15 protein-coding genes and 1 pseudogene are annotated in these 17,847 nt (G+C 68.9%); 11 read left to right on the top strand and 5 right to left on the bottom strand.

The genetic code is table 11. The features are described from left to right. Window positions 1-256 precede the first annotated feature (256 nt). A complete protein-coding gene (locus tag Sdia_RS08805) occupies window positions 257-1,102 on the top strand; it encodes a GntR family transcriptional regulator (protein ID WP_101280491.1) in 846 nt (281 codons plus the stop codon). A gap of 70 nt (window positions 1,103-1,172) precedes the next feature. On the opposite strand, the gene Sdia_RS08810 is transcribed toward Sdia_RS08805, so the two are convergent. Further along, window positions 1,173-1,895 (bottom strand): GntR family transcriptional regulator, encoded by a 723-nt coding sequence (locus Sdia_RS08810; RefSeq protein WP_115069894.1) that lies wholly within the window; start codon window positions 1,893-1,895, stop codon window positions 1,173-1,175. Between the two features lie 156 nt (window positions 1,896-2,051). On the opposite strand from Sdia_RS08810, the gene Sdia_RS08815 reads away from it, so the two are divergent. The 3 genes from Sdia_RS08815 to Sdia_RS08825 all read left to right on the top strand — a co-directional run bounded on the left by Sdia_RS08815 (window position 2,052) and on the right by Sdia_RS08825 (window position 3,819). After that, window positions 2,052-2,249: a hypothetical protein gene (locus Sdia_RS08815; RefSeq protein WP_115069895.1), complete on the top strand. Its 198-nt coding sequence runs from the start codon at window positions 2,052-2,054 to the stop codon at window positions 2,247-2,249. After that, the gene (locus tag Sdia_RS08820) at window positions 2,246-2,476 is read left to right on the top strand and encodes a DUF7848 domain-containing protein (RefSeq protein WP_100452708.1); all 231 of its coding nucleotides are present in this window, start codon (window positions 2,246-2,248) and stop codon (window positions 2,474-2,476) included. The genes Sdia_RS08815 and Sdia_RS08820 overlap by 4 nt, the downstream gene beginning before the upstream one ends. A 1,094-nt stretch (window positions 2,477-3,570) precedes the next feature. Next, window positions 3,571-3,819, top strand: coding sequence for a hypothetical protein (locus Sdia_RS08825; protein ID WP_143676540.1), 249 nt, complete (start codon window positions 3,571-3,573; stop codon window positions 3,817-3,819). Window positions 3,820-3,907: 88 nt separating this feature from the next. Here Sdia_RS08825 and Sdia_RS08830 read toward each other — a convergent pair. Then, window positions 3,908-4,794, bottom strand: a pseudogene (locus Sdia_RS08830) (tyrosine-type recombinase/integrase); the annotation flags it as partial. Between the two features lie 628 nt (window positions 4,795-5,422). Between Sdia_RS08830 and Sdia_RS30715 the strand changes: the two are divergent. The 7 genes from Sdia_RS30715 (at window position 5,423) to alc (ending at window position 9,770) form a co-directional block, all read left to right on the top strand. Further along, window positions 5,423-5,779, top strand: coding sequence for a deaminase (locus Sdia_RS30715; protein WP_371874261.1), 357 nt, complete (start codon window positions 5,423-5,425; stop codon window positions 5,777-5,779). Between the two features lie 3 nt (window positions 5,780-5,782). Then, a complete protein-coding gene (locus tag Sdia_RS29995; protein ID WP_223282219.1) occupies window positions 5,783-6,175 on the top strand; it encodes a hypothetical protein in 393 nt (130 codons plus the stop codon). Between the two features lie 243 nt (window positions 6,176-6,418). Further along, window positions 6,419-6,898: a hypothetical protein gene (locus Sdia_RS08845; RefSeq protein ID WP_100452710.1), complete on the top strand. Its 480-nt coding sequence runs from the start codon at window positions 6,419-6,421 to the stop codon at window positions 6,896-6,898. A 140-nt stretch (window positions 6,899-7,038) separates the two neighbouring features. Further along, window positions 7,039-7,569, top strand: a complete 531-nt coding sequence (locus Sdia_RS08850; RefSeq protein WP_100452711.1) for a HEAT repeat domain-containing protein — start codon at window positions 7,039-7,041, stop codon at window positions 7,567-7,569. After that, window positions 7,566-7,949 (top strand): hypothetical protein, encoded by a 384-nt coding sequence (locus Sdia_RS08855; RefSeq protein ID WP_262417686.1) that lies wholly within the window; start codon window positions 7,566-7,568, stop codon window positions 7,947-7,949. The genes Sdia_RS08850 and Sdia_RS08855 overlap by 4 nt, the downstream gene beginning before the upstream one ends. A gap of 123 nt (window positions 7,950-8,072) precedes the next feature. Further along, window positions 8,073-8,474, top strand: a complete 402-nt coding sequence (locus Sdia_RS08860) for a hypothetical protein (protein WP_229831508.1) — start codon at window positions 8,073-8,075, stop codon at window positions 8,472-8,474. A 135-nt stretch (window positions 8,475-8,609) separates the two neighbouring features. After that, on the top strand, window positions 8,610-9,770 hold the full coding sequence (gene alc, locus Sdia_RS08865) for an allantoicase (protein ID WP_100452713.1): 1,161 nt from the start codon (window positions 8,610-8,612) through the stop codon (window positions 9,768-9,770). A gap of 95 nt (window positions 9,771-9,865) precedes the next feature. Here the strand turns inward: alc and pepN are convergent, their stop codons facing one another. The 3 genes from pepN to Sdia_RS08880 all read right to left on the bottom strand — a co-directional run bounded on the left by pepN (window position 9,866) and on the right by Sdia_RS08880 (window position 17,284). Then, entirely contained in the window at window positions 9,866-12,442 is a 2,577-nt protein-coding gene (pepN, locus tag Sdia_RS08870) for an aminopeptidase N (protein ID WP_189500395.1), read from the bottom strand. 150 nt (window positions 12,443-12,592) lie between these two features. Next, entirely contained in the window at window positions 12,593-13,621 is a 1,029-nt protein-coding gene (locus Sdia_RS08875; protein ID WP_100452715.1) for an aspartate-semialdehyde dehydrogenase, read from the bottom strand. A gap of 339 nt (window positions 13,622-13,960) precedes the next feature. Next, window positions 13,961-17,284, bottom strand: coding sequence for a S8 family serine peptidase (locus Sdia_RS08880; RefSeq protein WP_124287163.1), 3,324 nt, complete (start codon window positions 17,282-17,284; stop codon window positions 13,961-13,963). Window positions 17,285-17,847 lie beyond the last annotated feature (563 nt).

The raw sequence follows: 17,847 nt of genomic DNA on the forward strand, positions 1-17,847 counted from the left end.
CTTCACGGCAAACCTCCAGGTAGAGGGGTGCGAGTCACCCGTGTGGGCGATCGTGTGCCGCAACCATACATTCATTCCATCCGAAGTCCATCCCTATTGAGTTCCATCCGATCCTGCGGTGGTCCATCCATCCGGCGGCTACGCTGACCCCGTGAGGCCGCTGAGCTGGTGAAACACGACAGGCAGCGGGCGGCCTGCGGCGGATGGAATCGGACTCGAACTGGGGATGGGCATGGCTGCTGCTGACGAAGCGCGCTTGACGTTCGAGCGCATCGCGGACGACCTGCGGCAGCAGATCCGGGACGGCGAACTACGGCCCGGCCAGCTCCTGCCGACACAGAGCCAGCTCATGCAGACCTACAAGGCATCGAGCCTGACCGTGCAGAAGGCGATCCGGCTGCTCAGGAACGAGGGCTGGGTCATCGCCCGCCAGGGGCGCGGCACATTCGTCACGCGCTCGGCCGACTTCGAGGACGCCTTCGAGAAGGTCGCCGGCGATCTCACACAGCAGATCTACTCCGGCACCCTGGCACCCGGGGCCAGGCTCCCGGCCCGCGAGGTCCTGGCGGAGCACTACGCGGTGCCGCTCAACGTGGTCACCAACGCCATCTCTCTGCTTGCCGGCAACTTCCTCCTGCGCTACCCCGGCGAGCTGCCCGGCGACGAGGTCTACGTACGCGACTGGGACGACCACGGCTTCGCCACCCAGCTCACACACGGCCGCCTGGTCCACAAGATCAGGGACGGATCACTCGCCAGGGGAGCCACGGTCACCGTGGACGACGTGGTCGACACGATCGGCGGCGACCCGGAATCCGCAGACCAGGCCCTGACCTTCCTCACTCTGGAGGGCAGGATGAAGAAGGCCCACCAGCGCAACGGGTCGATGGCGTATGTCGTCGTGGGAGGCGAGTTCGGTACGGAGGTACCGGTAGCGGTGCAGCCGGTGGACGAGCCGGACGAAGGGCCGACTGCCCCGCAGAAGGAGTTCCCGGCGGTGGCCGGAGTGGCGGATCTGGCCTACAGGCTGGAACGAGCCCTGGAGCGGATCGAGGAGCTTGAGGAGCGTGTCGAACGCCTCGAAGGCCGCGGCGCTAACTGAGGCAGATACGTGAACGACGGCGTCCCCGAAGGCCGCAGGCTGGCATTCGGGGACGCTTCGCGTGGATCGGTCAGGGCTGGTACTCGTAGCCGATCGTGAACCGGGGCGGCAGGCACCACTCCCCGTACTCGATGATCCCCTCCGCGTCCGACCAGCGATGGGCGCCGGCCAGGGCCGGAGAGCCGACCGGCAGACCCAAGGCGCTCGCCTCTCGGGCGTCAGCGGGGCGGGCGTGCATGTCGTCGCGAGCGTGGGTGATCGTGCGACCCGTGGCTTCCAGAACCCGGGCGGACAGTCCGTGATTGCGGCCCGGGGCGGTGTTCAGCAGGTCCGGCACGAGTGCGGCGAACGGGGCCGGGTACCAGGTCACCGCGAACACGGTCCGGGTCTTGCCCCGTCCGGCCAGCCACTCGCGCCGCACCACCTGGTCCCCGGCCTCCAGGTCGAAGATCTCCGCCACATACAGCGGCGGCGTGATCAGTTCGGCAGCCGTCACACGGCTCGTCTCACCCTCGGCCAGGAACGACTTCACCCGCTGGACCCGGGCCAGCCGGTCCCGCGCCGACAGCGTCCAGCGCGGGTCGTCAGCGACGTAGGTGCCGCGCGGGGTGGTGCGGATGAAGTTCTCCACCTGGAGAGCCTGCAAGGCGCGGGAGACGGTGGCGGCCGCGGCCTGCCACTGCCCGGCGATCTCCCGGTTCGTCGGCAGCTTGGCGCCCGGCTCAAGCTCTCCCGACAGGATGCGCTCCCGGAAGTGATCCGCGATCTTCGTGAACGTCTTGGGACTGGGCATAAGGCGTGCCCCTCCGTTGAGTTGACGTGATGTCAGTGAAAGCACACTAGTGCACTGCGAACCGAAGCGGGAGTGCTTCGGCCACTCGAATACTGAACTAGAGCACCGACCTGTCAAGAGGTCGACCATGTGACGTTCGAGAGGTGGCGATGTGCAGTGACGGAGCCGACCAGGTACTCGACCCCGCCAGTTGAACTCCCCTTGCGCCTGGAGCTGGAGCCGGTACCCGTTGAGGGCTGTGCGGGGTGCGCGGAGCTGGCCAACGTACGTGACCGGGCCCGCACGGTCGGCGACATGACCACCGTCAGCGACTGCAACGTCTACATGCGACGCCACCCGGAGGGCCACCAGTGAGCTCCCGCACCGTCTACCGGCACGTCACCCACACCATCCGCCACGCACCCGAAGGCGGCATCGCCTACGAGGCGTTCTGTGTCACTGTCGGCTGCGGAGCTGAATCCGGCGCCCATGACGAGCAGGAAGCCGCGCAGGACTGGGCACTCCGCCACACCGGACGCACCGGCCACGACCTCTTCAGACGGGTCTTCACCGACCACGCCAAGGTCACCCGAGCCGAGTAGAAGCACCACCGCCAGCCGGAACAGGACCCACACTCCACAGGCCATTCGCACCAGGCCAGCAGCCCAGCCAGGGCGCTCAACCGACAGTCAGGGCGTACCGCCGAAGCGGGATGCGTCCAAACTTTCTCTACGTCTTCAAGGCGACCCGTTGACGCGGGTCGCGCGCGGCACGGCCGCCCACCCGGCCCGCTCTCGGCTCCGCCACCGCGGGCCGGCCAGCGATCAGGCCGCGCAGAAACGGCGCAGCGGACTACCGGAAGCGCGAAGGAAGCCGGACGCGCCCGCACGACGGGCGCCAGGCCGACGGCGAGGCGACGGCGGAGAGTTGGTCGGGACGGAGGCCCGGGGATGGGGCCGGTCGGCTCCGTGGGCTTTACCCACCTCCCCGGGCCGGGGCCCGCGTCGGGCAAGGCCAGGGGGCCACTCGTTCAAATTCCGGGCAGGATCACGACCTGCCCGAGTTGCCGGGCCAGCGTACGGCCCCCTGACCATGCCCGACCCCAACCCGGGCAGGACACCGGCCAAACCCCACTCCACCGCCCTCAGGCGCGCAGCCGTCTGACGTCAACGCCGACGGCAACACGGGCGCACAGCACGGCACTTCCACGCACATCCACGAACAGGCCGGAATTCGCTGACCAGCGAAAATGCAGGTGACGACCGCCCGGCGAGCACACGTACTATGTGCTGGCGGGCGCTACTCCGGTTCTTGTTCACAATTGCGGAAATGCGTCCGTGGACGAGCTGGCTGAGGCGGCGACTGGGCCGTACAAGAAGGCCAAAATCGACACGCGTACCGGTAAGATTGCTCGCGGTCAAAGCAATGCAGGACGGGCGTTGCAAAAGCATGCAGACCCCAGCCGAGGGCCAGTTCATGCGAGCAAGTTCCCGACCCTCGCGTCGGATGCAGAGCGTACGGAAATTGGCGACAATATGGTCCTTGAGTTGCTGACCAATCCAGGTAGTACAGACACCCTGGGTTCCGCCTCGGCGCACTATGGGGGAACTGTTCGCGACATATGGCATCCAAGCGGAAGCTATGGTGCACGCTGGAGTATGCGCGGAGGCAGACTCACGTTCGAAGGGTTCCTCGGGTGAAGATTGCGGAGATTTCCGGGCGTCAATATCGCATCTTCATGGTGGCCAGCATTCACGAAGATGCCAGCTATGTTGAATGCCGTGCCATGGATAATGGAGATTGCGTATGCGAGATCCGTATCGATTCTCCAGAGGGGCTCTATCTGATGCCCATGGCGAGGGAGGCTGATGTCGATGTGGTCGCCGAGACGATCGCTTACGCGAAAGAAGTAGCGCGCCCTTCAGCGGGTGCGGCGAGCAATTAGAATTCATTCGCCGAATGATCGCAAAGCCCCACCGGCAGTGGTGCCGGTGGGGCTTTCGGGTGCCTTGACGGCAACGGTGACGGCAACGTCAGCGGACGACGGCTGTAACGGATGGGTTGTCGGGGTTGTCGTCGGTTGATGCGAGGACGACTCCGAGGGTGTCGATGGCTTGGCGTTGGAGGCGGAGTCGGACGTGGGCGTAGACGCCGGCGGTGACGCCGATGTGGGTGTGTCCGAGGAGTTCCTTGATGACGACGAGGTCGACGCCTTGTTCGAGGAGCAAGGTGGCGGTCGAGTGCCGGAGGTCGTGGAAGCGGATGCGTCGGAGTCCGGCCCGGTCGAGGAAGTTGCGGAAGCGGCGGGTGAGGTTGGCCGGGTCGAGAGGCCGGCCGGTAGGGATGGTGAAGACGAGGCCGCTGTCCTGCCAGGCTGACCCTGCCGTCCCGCGCTCCTTGTCCTGCTGCTGTTTGTGCTCCTTGAGGGAGTGGAGGCATTCGGTCGGGAGCGCGATACGGCGCTCAGATGCCCGGGTCTTGGTGGGCAGATGCGTGAGGCCGCCGGTGCGGGTGCGCTGGAGCGAGCGGCGGATGCTGGCCGTTCCGGTTGTGAGGTCGAGGTCTTCCCAGAGGAGGCCCAGGAGTTCGCCTTGCGGAGTCCGGTGCGCAGCGCGAGTTCGTACAGCGCGTGGAGCCGGTCCGTGCGGGCGGCATCGAGGAACTGACGAGCCTCCGTCGCAGTCAGGGGCCGGAAGTGCCTGGGCCGGGGCGTGGCGGCTTTGACGTTCCGGGCGACGTTGCGCGGCAGCTCGTCCTCGCGGACAGCGTGTTCCAGAGCCGACTTGAGCACCGAGTGCACGTAGGTCACGGTCAAGGGGGACAGCCGTTTCTGGCAGCACTTGCCGATCGTGCAGCACTTCTTTCGTTCGGTGTCCAGGCCCTGGGTGCAGCACTGGCAGGTGGTGCGGAGCCGGTCAAGGCGACCCGCTGGCGCGGGTCGCGCGCGGCACGGCCGCCCACCCGGCCCGCTCTCGGCTCCGCCACCGCGGGCCGGCCAGCGATCAGGCCGCGCAGAAACGGCGCAGCGGACTACCGGAAGCGCGAAGGAAGCCGGACGCGCCCGCACGACGGGCGCCAGGCCGACGGCGAGGCGACGGCGGAGAGTTGGTCGGGACGGAGGCCCGGGGATGGGGCCGGTCGGCTCCGTGGGCTTTACCCACCTCCCCGGGCCGGGGCCCGCGTCGGGCAAGGCCAGGGGGCCACTCGTTCAAATTCCGGGCAGGATCACGACCTGCCCGAGTTGCCGGGCCAGCGTACGGCCCCCTGACCATGCCCGACCCCAACCCGGGCAGGACGCCGGCCAAACCCCACTCCACCGCCCTCAGGCGCGCAGCCGTCTGACGGCAACACGGTCGCACAACAGGGCACTTCCACGCACACCCACGGATAGGCCGGAATTCGCTGACCAGCAAAAACGCAGATGACGACCGACCGGCGCGCACACGTACTATGCGGTGGCGGGGGCTGCGCCGGTACTGACGCACAACTGCGGCAACGCTGCTGCGGATGCTCAGGCCGATCTGGCCAGCATGCGAAACCAATTGAATATGGATCAGGTCGGCACGAGTACTCCCAAGAAGGAAGGTACTCTCGCCAGGCTCGATTATCAGGGGCAGACTTTCTACGGAATGAATGCGCCTGGAGTGCAGCACAGCAATCCGGGAGGTGTGATGAACATGCACCTCCTGCATGCCGAAGGTGATGCGCTCGCCCAGGCCCACCGGGCGGGCTTGAGAGGTGGTGTCGCCACCTTGCATACGGACCGTGCGCCCTGCCCCTTCTGCCGGAACAATTTCGCAGGAATGTCACGTGCGCTGAACCTGAACGCCCTGATGGTTTATGGGCCGAATGGTTTGGCCGGAATGTACAGTCGGCAGGCGGGCAGATATATTAGGTTGAGGTAGATCGTGGCGAGTAAGAATTCGATCGGATGCGAAATCTGGTCAGTTGATGGCGATTTCTTCGAGCAGGTGCTCCCTGTTGATCGGGGTGCGGTTGATGAACTTCTGGCCTCGACGAGTCCGGATGACTCCGTCAATATGGTCTGGAACGACGGAGAAGATCCGTGCCTGATGATTGCTCTCTCTGAGGGCCGAGGCGTCGTCACCCTGATCATCGATGCGGCATTCCATACCCTGGTTGGTTCGGCCGAGGTGGGTGACGTAGAGATGATGGTGGGCGGACAATCCATCGTCCAGCCGAAGCGGCTTACGGTTTCTGCCGATGAGGTGGCCAGGCTGATCGGTGAGCTTCCTGACGTGGAGGGAATGCTTCGAAGGTATTCCTGGCACAGGGAGTAGGTGCTTACGAACCGCAGCAGTGGGTGGAGCGCCGCGAGGTGGCCCACCCACTGTTGGATTCTTGATCCGTGTGGGTGAGTGGGGTGCGTCCCGGCTAGCGGCTCCGTTGGGAAGCGGAAACTCCCGGTCGCCATCGAAACCGACGGCAACCAAGGCGACGTGCCACCTCGGAGACCGCGACGGATGTCCATCCGTTCTGGGTCCCGGAACTGAATACCCCGGCGTTGGCGGGAGTATTTCGACGTGGTCGAGGTGGAACGCATGACCGACGGTAGTTCGTACGGGAGTCGTCCGGAATACCTTCCGGACTTCATGAACGATCCTCGTGATGATGACGGCCGGCAGGTGGTGAAACTGGATCTCGCCGAGAACCGCGCGCTGGCGGCAGCGACGCTGAGCAGATTTCCGGCTGCGACCGGCGATGTGATCGACTTCGAGTCCACGCCGTTCGGAGACCGCCTCTGGTGGGACGACGAGGAGCACTGGACGAGGATGGCGGCGGATCTCCTCTCCTCGCACGTACAGCGGGGCGAGCGGATCGCCGTCATCTGGGGCAACTATCTGATGCCGGTCGTGACGATGCCTGTGGATGTCGCGGTGCGACGTGCGAGGGACATCCTGGACGCCGGGCCGCACTTCTGGATCCACCCGCTCGGCGGTTCGGTGCTCATCGAATGCCTGATGGATGGGCAAGTCACAGTTGCGACGATTCCGTCAAGCTAAGTGCAGGACCAGCGATTGTTCGCAGCTGGCCGGCAAGATAAGGAATTGCCTGAGTGGGTAACGCGGGCCCGAGTATGGGAAGCTAGGTTCTCCATTGAGTTCGGTAATTCAGGCGTCGTGAAATGGGAGGTGGTGCGGCGGTGAAGCCCGAAGATCAAAGGGTGATCCTGGACCTTGTCACCTACCCCGGATCCGCGCCCCGTGGGACACCTGAGGAAGTGCTGCGGCATTTCGGTGCTGATGACGGACGGGCCCTGGGGCTGGAACTGCTCAGGGGGGCTGTGGCCGAACGGGACGGTGATCAGGTGGAGATGGCCCTGATCGTCGCTGACCGGTTCGGCTTGTCCCCGGCCTGCCTCGAACCGTTGATCACCTTGTGCTCCGCCGACTGGCATCATGCGCACGAGGGGGTCGTCAGCGCGCTGGGTACGTTGCGCAGCCCGGCGGCTGTCCCCGCTCTCCAGTGCCTGGCTGACTGGGTACCTGACTACCTTGACTACGACGACAGCAGGGCCATGGGCGTCAAGGCGGTCTGGGCCCTGCGCCGTACGCCTGGTCCGGAAGCCGACGAGGCCTTGCGGGGCTTGCTCGCCTCGGGCAGTGGCATCGTTCGGGAAGCTGCTGCGAAAGGGCTTCGGAGCCGCGGCGTGTCCGAGTCCGAGGGAATGTGAGAGGCGGGAGAGCGGTCGAACTGCCGGTGCGTGAAGAAGAACTCCAGGAGATCGAGGAGCTGTGCTCCGCCGCCACCCCGGGATCTTGGCATGTCAGGGCTCTGGACGATGACTCCGCCATGAATCTCGTCGCGGTCAGCACGGTCCCGGGGGCCGGTGCCGGCGAGCGTTGGCCGGACTTCGATCACCGGGATCTGGTCGCGGCGACGCTCGTCCAGCACCCGCGCTACGTCGATGTCGGCGATGAACGCTGGGACGAGAACGCGGCCTTCATCGCCATGGCGCGGGAAGCCGTGCCGCGCCTGGTCGAAGAGGTGAGGCGTCTGAGAGCCCTGCTCGCGGACGAGGGCGAGGACGAGGGCGAGGGGGCGAGCGCGTGACGGGCCGGTCGCCGGCGATGCGCTTCGGGACGCGGGGGCGTCTGCGCTCGGGTTTCTACGCGGGCCCACTTCGTGGAAGCGTCGCCATGGGAGTCGAGTGGCCCGAGCGAAGGGGCAAGGCCGATGGAGCACCCCTCCATGCAGGTGGCGGCTGAGGAGTTCGGGGTGCGGGTCGCCTCGTACGGGCAGCTTCTGGAGGTGCGGGACGACCCGTCCCATACGCGGGCCCGGGCGGGCGTGGGTCCGCTGATCGACTCCGGCAGGCTTGACCGAGAAGGGCTGCACCTGGTCATGCCGATGGTGCGGAACGGTGTTCCGCAGGCGGGAGAGGAGCCTTCGTACCGGTGCTACCTGTGGTTTCTCGAACGAGGGCGCGGCGAGCGCACGTTGGTGCTGGTCGATGTCTCCGAGCGGCGGCTCAAGGCGCTGGCGAGGCTGGACCGCAGGGTGCTGGAGCGGGTGGTGCTGAATCTGCTCGGTGAGTTGCCCATCGGCATGCTTCCAGGAGGCGGGCAAGCGAAGTGACCCGCATCTGTCGCTCTCCGACCAGTACCACGGGCTCACCCTCGCCGACGGCGGCACCACCGTTCACCCCACCCGAACATTCCCATCGGAAAGTTTCGATGGACGCGAGCATTCGCCCCCTGCCACAGTCGATCCATGACCACACACCCCGCCACCCCGGACAGCCAGGACGCCCACGCCGACGACCCGCACGCCAACGACGCCGCGCCGTACCCGGGCGGTGACCCGTACGGCGACTACCGGACCCACGGAGTCGACTTCTCCGCCACCGATCTGGTCGACCTCGCCGACCGGCGGCTGGGGGCCGGGGTGATCGCGGCCAACGACGAGTTCTTCGCGCAGCGGGAGAACCTGCTGGTGCGCGAGCGGGCCGTCTTCGACCCGGAGCACTTCGGGCACAAGGGCAAGGTCATGGACGGGTGGGAGACCCGGCGACGGCGCGGCGCGGGTCCCGAGACGCCGTTCCCGGCGCCGGAGGAGCACGACTGGGCGCTCATCCGGCTCGGCGCGCCCGGCGTCGTCAAGGGTGTGGTGGTCGACACCGCGCACTTCCGCGGCAACTACCCGCAGCGCGTCTCGCTCCAGGCCACCGCCGTCGAGGGCAACCCCGGCCCCGAGGAGCTGCTCGCCTCCGACGTGAAGTGGGAGGAGCTGCTGCCGCCCACCCCGGTCCTCGGCCACGCCGCCAACGGCTTCGCCTTCGACGTGGAGCGGCGCTTCACCCACCTCCGCCTCTGCCAGCACCCCGACGGCGGCATCGCCCGCCTGCGGGTCTACGGCGAGGTCGTCCCCGACCCGGAGTGGCTCGGCCTGCTCGGCACCGTCGACCTCGCCTCCGTACTCAACGGCGGCGTGTACGAGGACGCCTCCGACCGCTTCTACTCCTCGCCCACGCAGATCATCCTCCCCGGCACCTCGCGGAAGATGGACGACGGCTGGGAGAACCGGCGCCGCCGGGTCCGCGACACCAACGACTGGGTGCGGTTCCGGCTCGCCGCGCAGGGCGTGATCCGTGCCGTGGAGATCGACACCGCCTACCTCAAGGGGAACTCGGCCGGCTGGGTCGCGCTCAGCGCCCGCGACGGCGAGGACGGCGAGTGGTACGAGATCCTGCCGCGCACCCGGCTCCAGCCCGACACCCCGCACCGCTTCCGCCTGGCCACCCCGGCCACCGCGACCCACGTCCGCCTCGACGCCTTCCCGGACGGCGGCGTCGCCCGGATGCGGCTGCACGGCGAGCTGACCGAGGCCGGGGCCGCCGCCCTCGCCGACCGGTTCCGCCGCCTGGCCGGCTGACCGGCTGAGGGAGCACCCCGTACGTACGACGGTCCCGCCCGCCCCCTGCGACAAGGGGCGGGCGGGACCGTTCGTGTCCGGCGGGGGAGGGGCGGTCAGGCGCGCCCGGCCGCCGCGTCCGCCTCGCGGGCGCGCAGGGCGCGTTCGACGCCCGCCCGGCACTCGGTGATCATGCGGCGCAGGCCCGGGGTGGGCGCGTTCGCCTCCAGCCAGGCGTCCGTGGCGTCCAGGGTCTCCTGGGAGATCTGGAGCGCCGGGTAGAGCCCCACCACGATCTGCTGGACCATCTCGTGGCTGCGGCTGGCGGCCACGTCCTTGACGGCCGCGAAGTACTTCGCCGTGTACGGCGCCAGCAGCTCGCGCTGGTCGAACTGGACGAAGCCGCCGATGACGGCCTCCTGGACCGCGTTGGCCAGCTTGTCCGACTCGACCACCGAGGCCCACGCGGCGGCCTTGGCCTCCTCGGTCGGCATGGCCGAGCGGGCCGAGGCGGCGTGCCGCTCACCGGCGGCCGTGCGGTCCCGGGCCAGCTCGGCGTCGACGGCGCCCTCGTCGGCGCGGCCGGTCGCGGCCAGGCGGTGCAGCAGGGCCCAGCGCAGCTCGGTGTCGACGGCCAGGCCCTCGACGGTCTCGCCGCCGTCCAGCAGTGCCTCCAGCAGGTCGAGCTGGGTGTCGGTGCGGGCGGTGTCGGCGAAGGCGCGGGCCCAGGCCAGCTGGTGGTCGCTGCCGGGGGCGGCGGCGCGCAGCTGCTCCAGGGCGAACTCCGTCCAGCGGGCCAGGCCCTCGGGACGCCAGGCGGGGTCGGCGTACTGCTCGATCGCCATGTGCACCTGCCGCTGGAGCGACTGGACCACGCCGATGTCGCTCTCCTTGACGATGCCGGAGACCACCAGGTCGAGGTAGTCGCGGGTGGCCAGCTCGCCGTCGCGGGTCATGTCCCAGGCGGAGGCCCAGGACAGGGCGCGCGGCAGCGACTCGGCGAAGTCGCCCAGGTGCGCGGTGACGACGGCGAGCGAGTCGTCGTCCATGCGGACCTTGGCGTACGACAGGTCGTCGTCGTTGAGGAGGAAGACGGCCGGGCGGGCGGTGCCGACCAGCTTAGGGACCTCGGTCAGCTCCCCGTCGACGTCCAGCTCGATGCGGCCGGTGCGCACCAGGCGGCCCGACTCGTCCAGGTCGTAGGAGCCGATGGCGATGCGGTGCGGGCGCAGCACGGCGGTGCCCTTGGCTCCGGCGGGCAGCGCGGGCGCGGTCTGGCGGACCGCGAAGGAGGTGACGACGCCGTCCGCGTCGGTGGCGATCTCCGGGCGCAGCACGTTGATCCCGGCCGTCTGGAGCCACTTCTCGGCCCAGGTGGTCAGATCGCGGCCGGAGGTCTTCTCCAGGGCCCCGAGCAGGTCCGTCAGCTTGGTGTTGCCGAAGGCGTGCTCCTTGAAGTAGGCCTGCACGCCCGCGAAGAACTCGTCCTCGCCCACGTAGGCGACGAGCTGCTTGAGGACGGACGCGCCCTTGGCGTACGTGATGCCGTCGAAGTTGACGAGCACGTCGTCGAGATCGTTGATCTCGGCCATGATCGGGTGCGTCGAGGGAAGCTGGTCCTGCCGGTACGCCCAGGTCTTCTCGGCGTTGGCGAAGGTGGTCCAGGAGTGGGGCCAGCGCGAGCCGGGCGCGGCGGCCTGGCAGGCGACCGAGGTGAAGGTGGCGAACGACTCGTTCAGCCACAGGTCGTTCCACCACTCCATGGTGACCAGGTCGCCGAACCACATGTGGGCCAGCTCGTGCAGGATGGTCTCCGCGCGCCGCTCGTAGGCCGCGTCGGTCACCTTGGAGCGGAAGACGTACTGGTCGCGGATGGTGACCGCGCCCGCGTTCTCCATCGCGCCCGCGTTGAACTCCGGGACGAAGAGCTGGTCGTACTTGGCGAACGGGTAGGCGTAGTCGAACTTCTCCTGGAACCAGTCGAAGCCCTGCCGGGTGACGTCGAAGATGTGCTCGGCGTCGAGGTGCTCGGCGAGCGAGGGCCGGCAGTAGATGCCGAGCGGCACCCGCCGGCCGTCCTTCTCGTAGACCGAGTGGACCGCGTGGTACGGGCCGGCGATCAGTGCGGTGATGTACGAGGAGATGCGCGGGGTCGGCTCGAACCGCCAGACGTCGCCGTCGGGCTCGGGCGTCGGCGAGTTGGAGATCACCGTCCAGCCGGTGGGCGCCGTCACGGTGAAGGTGAAGGTGCCCTTGAGGTCGGGCTGCTCGAAGACGGCGAAGACCCGCCGCGAGTCCGGCACCTCGAACTGGGTGTAGAGGTAGGCCTGCTCGTCGACGGGGTCGACGAAGCGGTGCAGGCCCTCTCCGGTGTTGGTGTAGGCGCAGTCGGCGACGACCCGCAGCTCGTTGCGGCCCTGGAGCAGGCCGTCGAGGGCGATCCGGGAGTCGCGGAAGACGGCGGCGGCGTCGAGCGCGGTGCCGTTGAGGACGACCTCGCGCACGGCCGGGGCGATCAGGTCGACGAAGGTCGAGGCACCGGCCTCGGCGCTGTCGAAGCGCACCGAGGTCACCGAGCGGAACGTGCCGCCCTCCTGGGCGCCGGAGAGGTCCAGCTCGATGTCGTACGCGTCCACGGTCAGCAGGCGCGCCCGCTCCTGCGCCTCTTCACGGGTCAGATTCGTGCCAGGCACGGGGTCATCTCCTTCGATGGGTACGCCGGTGGTGACGTTCCGGTCATCCTTCCACGGTGAGCGGCGCCACGAGGAAGGGCGGGCACCGGATATCGGTGCCCGCCCTCCGCCGAGCGGTACGCGGCGCGCGGCGCGGGCCGCGCGGCGGTGTCAGCCCTTCAGCTCGGCGGCGACCAGTTCGGCGATCTGGACGGTGTTGAGGGCCGCGCCCTTGCGCAGGTTGTCGTTGGAGACGAAGAGGGAGAGGCCGTTCTCGACGGTCTCGTCCACCCGGACGCGGCCCACGTACGACGGGTCCCGGCCGGCGGCCTGGAGCGGGGTGGGGATCTCGGACAGCTCGACGCCCTCGGCGTCCCCCAGCAGCTCGGTGGCGCGCTCGACGCTCAGCGGGCGGGCGAAGCGGGCGTTGATCTGGAGGGAGTGGCCGGAGAAGACCGGTACGCGCACGCAGGTGCCGGAGACCTTCAGTTCGGGGATCTCCAGGATCTTGCGGGACTCGTTGCGGAGCTTCTGCTCCTCGTCGGTCTCGTGGGAGCCGTCGTCCACGATCGAGCCGGCCAGCGGCAGCACGTTGAAGGCGATGGGGCGGGCGTAGACACCGGGCTCGGGGAAGTCCACGGCGGCACCGTCGTGGGTGAGCTGGTCGGCCTCGGCCACGGTCTTCCGGGTCTGGTCGTGCAGCTCGGCGACGCCGGCCAGGCCCGAGCCGGAGACGGCCTGGTAGGTGGCGACGACGAGGGCTTCGAGGCCCGCCTCGTCGTGGAGCGGGCGCAGCACCGGCATGGCCGCCATGGTGGTGCAGTTCGGGTTGGCGATGATGCCCTTGGGGCGGTCCGCGATCGCGTGCGGGTTGACCTCGGAGACGACCAGGGGGACCTCCGGGTCGCGGCGCCAGGCGGAGGAGTTGTCGATGACGACCGGGCCCTGGGCGGCGACCTTCTCGGCGAGCGCCTTGGAGGTGGCGCCGCCGGCCGAGAAGAGCACGATGTCCAGGCCGGAGTAGTCGGCGGTGGAGGCGTCCTCGACGGTGACCCCGCTGCCCTGCCACTCGATCGTGGACCCGGCGGAGCGGGCCGAGGCGAAGAGGCGCAGCTCGGCGACGGGGAAGTTCCGCTCGGCGAGGATTCTGCGCATGACCGTGCCCACCTGACCGGTGGCTCCGACGATTCCGACCCGCACTGTGACTCCTTCAGTCTGGCTCACCGGCGGGCGTCCGCCGGACGTACGAAATGGGCAGCCTGCCCATGATGCGACAGCCTGCCCATGATGCTTATGACCAGCGCCTTCCTGTCCAATCCTTTGTCCGGAGGATGGGACGTGATCGTCCGCCTGATGAGCGGCGGGGCCGGGCCGATCTGCCGTCCTGCCCGCTTTCGTCCCGATTTTCTGTGACGCACGTCCCACCGTGGAAGGGGCCGGGCAGGCGGAAGGGGCGGGCCCCCGGAGGAACCCGCCCCGAACCCGGTGGCCGTACGCGGCGGCCCGGGGTGGGTGTGGGCTACCGCGTACGGCCGGGGGTCACTCGGTGACCTTGCCGATCTCGACGCTGCCGCTGCCCGCGGCGGTGCCCCTGCCGTTCAGCACCTGCACCTCGCCGAAGAACTTCCGCCCCTCGGGCGCCGGAGCGGCGACCACGACGTCGGCGGCGATCTTCGCCGAGGCGCCGGTGGCGAGCTTCACCGTCTTCGACGTGTCGACCTTCACCTCGCCGAGGGCGGCGGAGAAGTACACGTCGCGGTAGTCGTACGCGGTGGTCCCGGAGGGGACGGAGTAGGCGTAGACCTCGACGGTGTACGTGCCCGGCTTCGGCTTGGCGACCGACAGGGCCTCCTCGGAGTCGCCGTCGGCGGTCTGGGCGACCTGGTTGCCCTGCTCGTCGTAGAGGGTCAGGTCCAGGTCGGACGCGACGTCGGAGACGTTGCCGATGGCGACGTCGAGCCGCTCGACGCCCTCACCGACGGTGATCTCGGTGGTGTGCGCCTCGCCGTTCTTGATCTCCGGGCGCTTGCTCAGCGAGGAGCCCAGCGGGCCGCCCTTGAGCTTGCCCTCCAGCGCGGCGTTGTTGTTGGTGATCTTCCACTCGACCGGGGCCGGGGTGCCGACCTCGGCCTCGGGGACGGTCTGGACCGCCGGGTCGAAGGCGACGCCGAGCAGCGAGACCTCCAGCTGGTACGGGTTGCGCAGCAGCGGCGAGGTGCGGCGCGCCTCGACCTCGATCTCCCAGACGCCGGGGGCCGGGTCGGTGTAGGAGCGCAGGTCGGGGCGGCAGCCGTTGCCGTCGTTGTAGTTGTTGTAGCAGTTCGGGGTCGAGGTCGAGTCGACCGGGACGCCGTACGGGTGGATGGCGATGAACCGGACCTGGCTCTTGCCGAACAGGCCGCCGAGGGAGACCTCCAGCGACTTGGCGCCCTCGGGCACGTCGACGAAGTAGGAGCGGGTCTCGTTGCGGTCGACCTCGCCCGACTTCTTCACCGTGTAGGAGGGCTTGGCCAGCTCGTCCGCGGCGACCACGGTCGTCATGATCTGCTTGTCGACGCCCTTGGTGGACGGGTCGTCCACGGTCAGGATCGCGCTGTGCAGGCCCTTGGCGGCCGCCTTGGCGGAGACCGTCACGGTGACCGGCTTGTTCAGCTTGAGGTCGACCTTCTTGCCGCCGACCAGCTTGAACGTGTCGTCGTGGTTGTTGACCAGGCCCAGCTTGTGGGTGACGGCCTTCTTCGGGCCGGTGGTGCGGGTCACCGTGATGTCGTACAGCCGCTTCTCGCCGACCTTCAGGCCGCCTTCGCGGTCGTAGACGCCGGTGCCGTGGCCCGGGTCCTTCAGCAGCTCGTCGATGGCCGTGTCCACCGGGGCGCGCACGGTGAACTCGTGCACGTCGCCCTGCTGCTTCTTGATCTGCTTCCAGGCGTCGACGATGTCGATCAGGCCGGCGCCCTGCTCGTACGCCTGGACGCCGTCGATCCGGGTCGCGGTCGAGGTGAGCGCGGAGCGCAGCTTCGCCGGGGTCAGGTCGATCCCCTTCTGCTTCGCCTTGGAGAGCAGCAGCGCGGCGGCACCGGTCGCCTGCGGGGAGGCCATCGAGGTGCCCTGGAGCATCGAGTAGCCGGCGGGCAGGTCGTAACCGGCCTCCGGCGTCGGGCCGCCCGGGACCCAGGTCTGGGTGGTGTTGATGGCCGCGCCGGGCGCGGAGAGGGTCGGCGTGAAGCCGCCGTCCTCACGCGGGCCGCGCGAGGAGAAGGGCATCATCGCGTACGGCTTGCGGACCTCGGAGCCGTAGTTGGCGAGCCAGGTCTCCTTGGAGATGGTCGCGCCGACCGAGATGACCTTGTCGGCGAGGCCGGGGTCGCCGATGGTGTTGGCACCGGGGCCGCTGTTGCCCGCCGAGATGACGAGCTGGACACCGAACGCGTCGATGATGCGGGTGTACAGCTCGGCACGGGCGTTGTTGCCGTCGTTGAGCGCCGGGAGGCCGCCGATGGACATGTTGATGATGTCCACGCCGCGGTTGGCGGCGAGGTCGATCATGCCCTCGGTCAGCGCGACCGCGGTGCAGCCGCCGCTCCAGGTGCAGGCGCGCGAGGAGACCAGCTTGGCGCCGGGCGCCGCGCCGTTCATCCTGCCGCCGAACAGCGAGTTGGCGGCGGTGATGCCCGCGACGTGGGTGCCGTGGGAGCCCTCGATGATGCCGATGTTGACGAAGTCGGCCTTCTTGCCGACCCAGCTCCCCCCGTACGGGTCCATGGGGACGCCCTTGCGGACCTCCACCACGAAGGGGACCTGCTCGACCACGTCGGTCTTCGGGTCGTCCTTGCCGAAGTAGCCGACCTGGAACTTGTCCTTGTACGGCCGCAGCACCTCGTCGTCGGTGAAGTCGCCGTTGTCGTTCAGGTCGACGCGCACCGTGCCGTTCTTGGCGTCGTAGAGCACGCCCCAGGTGTCGGTGGTGTCCCCGTCACGGTTCAGGTCGCCGTCGGCGTCGCCGCCCTTGGAGGCCGCCTCCGCGAAGGTGCTGACGGTGTACGTGCCGGCCGGGGCCTTGTACGTACGGCCCTTGTAGGTGAACGTCGGCCCGGAGACCGTGTCCACCATCGGGCGCCAGGTCTGGTCGCCGTCGACGATCGGGTCGGTCGCGGTCACCCAGTCGGTGATCTTGCGCTCGCCCGTGGTGGTCTTCTGGAGCGCCGGGTGGCCCAGGTCGATGCCCGAGTCGAGGATGCCGATGGTGATGCCCCGGCCGTCCGCCTTCGGGTTCTTCTCGACGAACTCGACCGCGCCCGTCTCGAAGGACGGGTTGAACGGGTTCTTCGCCGGGGTCTTCGCGCCGGGCGCGCCGTGGAAGTCCTCGGCGTCGGCGCTCCTGGCCGTCTTGACGCCCTTGGCCCGGTCGGCCGCCGGTGTCGGGTCGTCCAGCTGGATCTCCTGGTTCAGGTCGATCCCGTGGACGGCGGAGAGCTTGGCCGCGGCCTTGATGGCGGCGTCGGCCTGGCCGGTGGGGACGGTCGCCCGGACGTAGCCGAGCTTGTCGTGGGTCTTGCCCACCGACCCGCCCTTGACCGCCTTCAGCTTCCCGGCGACCTCGGCGGTCTTCCCCGGCTGGGTGGCGATCATCATGGTGACGTGCTTGTCGCCGTCGGCCTTGGCCTCGGCGAGGCGTTCGGCGTCGGCGGAGCCGAGCTTCTCGGCGGCGCTCTTGACGGTCGGCGCGGGGGCCGGCTCGTCGGCGGCGAAGGCCATGGGCAGCGGTGCGCCGGCGCAGAGGGCGGCCACCAGACCGGCCGCGACCGCGACGCGGGCGGCCCGTCTGGCGCCCGATATGGGCGCCTGCGGGGATTCGGAGGTCATCAGCATCCCTGTATGTGGAAGAAAGGGTCCGGATTTCGGTGCCGGATGACCGGTCAGCTTTGCGTAAGTGGCCGTTGTTTGGGGAGAGTTGCCCGAGGCTGAGAGCGAAGCTGGCGGGATTCCGCCATACGTCAACGGCGCCTTACCCGTCCATAGTTGGACAGGTCCACGTCAGCTGGAACGGCGCCTTCCGCTCCCTCGGTCCGTCCACTCGGCCCGAATGTGCTTCTTCCGTGAGGGGAGTGGAGGGGTCGCGGGAAACCGCTGGGCCCCCGTGCCCGGCCGTGTTGTCATGCCCCCTGCGAGAACACCCCGCCAAGGCCGAAAACCGCCCCTCCCACCCCGGAGTTCCCGCCACCCCCGGCCCGCCACCCCCGGCCCGCCTCACCCCGGCCCGCCTCACCCCGGCGCCCCCGGCCCCGACACGCCCCAGTCCCGGAACGGCCCGCGCCCCCCTCGGCCCAGCACACCCCGGCCCCGGCGACCCTGTGCCCACCCGGCCTCAGCCTGGAAGAGCCCCGGCCGGGAACCACCCGGCCCGGCGGACGAGGGCCCGGCAGATG

It is taken from the genome of Streptomyces diastaticus subsp. diastaticus, from assembly GCF_011170125.1.
GTDB lineage: Bacteria > Actinomycetota > Actinomycetes > Streptomycetales > Streptomycetaceae > Streptomyces > Streptomyces diastaticus.

Coding starts and splice junctions, on each gene's coding strand:
- Sdia_RS08810 (WP_115069894.1), bottom strand. CDS start 1,895: ATGCCCAGTCCCAAGACGTTCACGAAGATCGCGGATCACTTCCGGGAG.
- Sdia_RS30715 (WP_371874261.1), top strand. CDS start 5,423: ATGGATCAGGTCGGCACGAGTACTCCCAAGAAGGAAGGTACTCTCGCC.
- Sdia_RS08860 (WP_229831508.1), top strand. CDS start 8,073: ATGGAGCACCCCTCCATGCAGGTGGCGGCTGAGGAGTTCGGGGTGCGG.
- alc (WP_100452713.1), top strand. CDS start 8,610: ATGACCACACACCCCGCCACCCCGGACAGCCAGGACGCCCACGCCGAC.
- Sdia_RS08880 (WP_124287163.1), bottom strand. CDS start 17,284: ATGACCTCCGAATCCCCGCAGGCGCCCATATCGGGCGCCAGACGGGCC.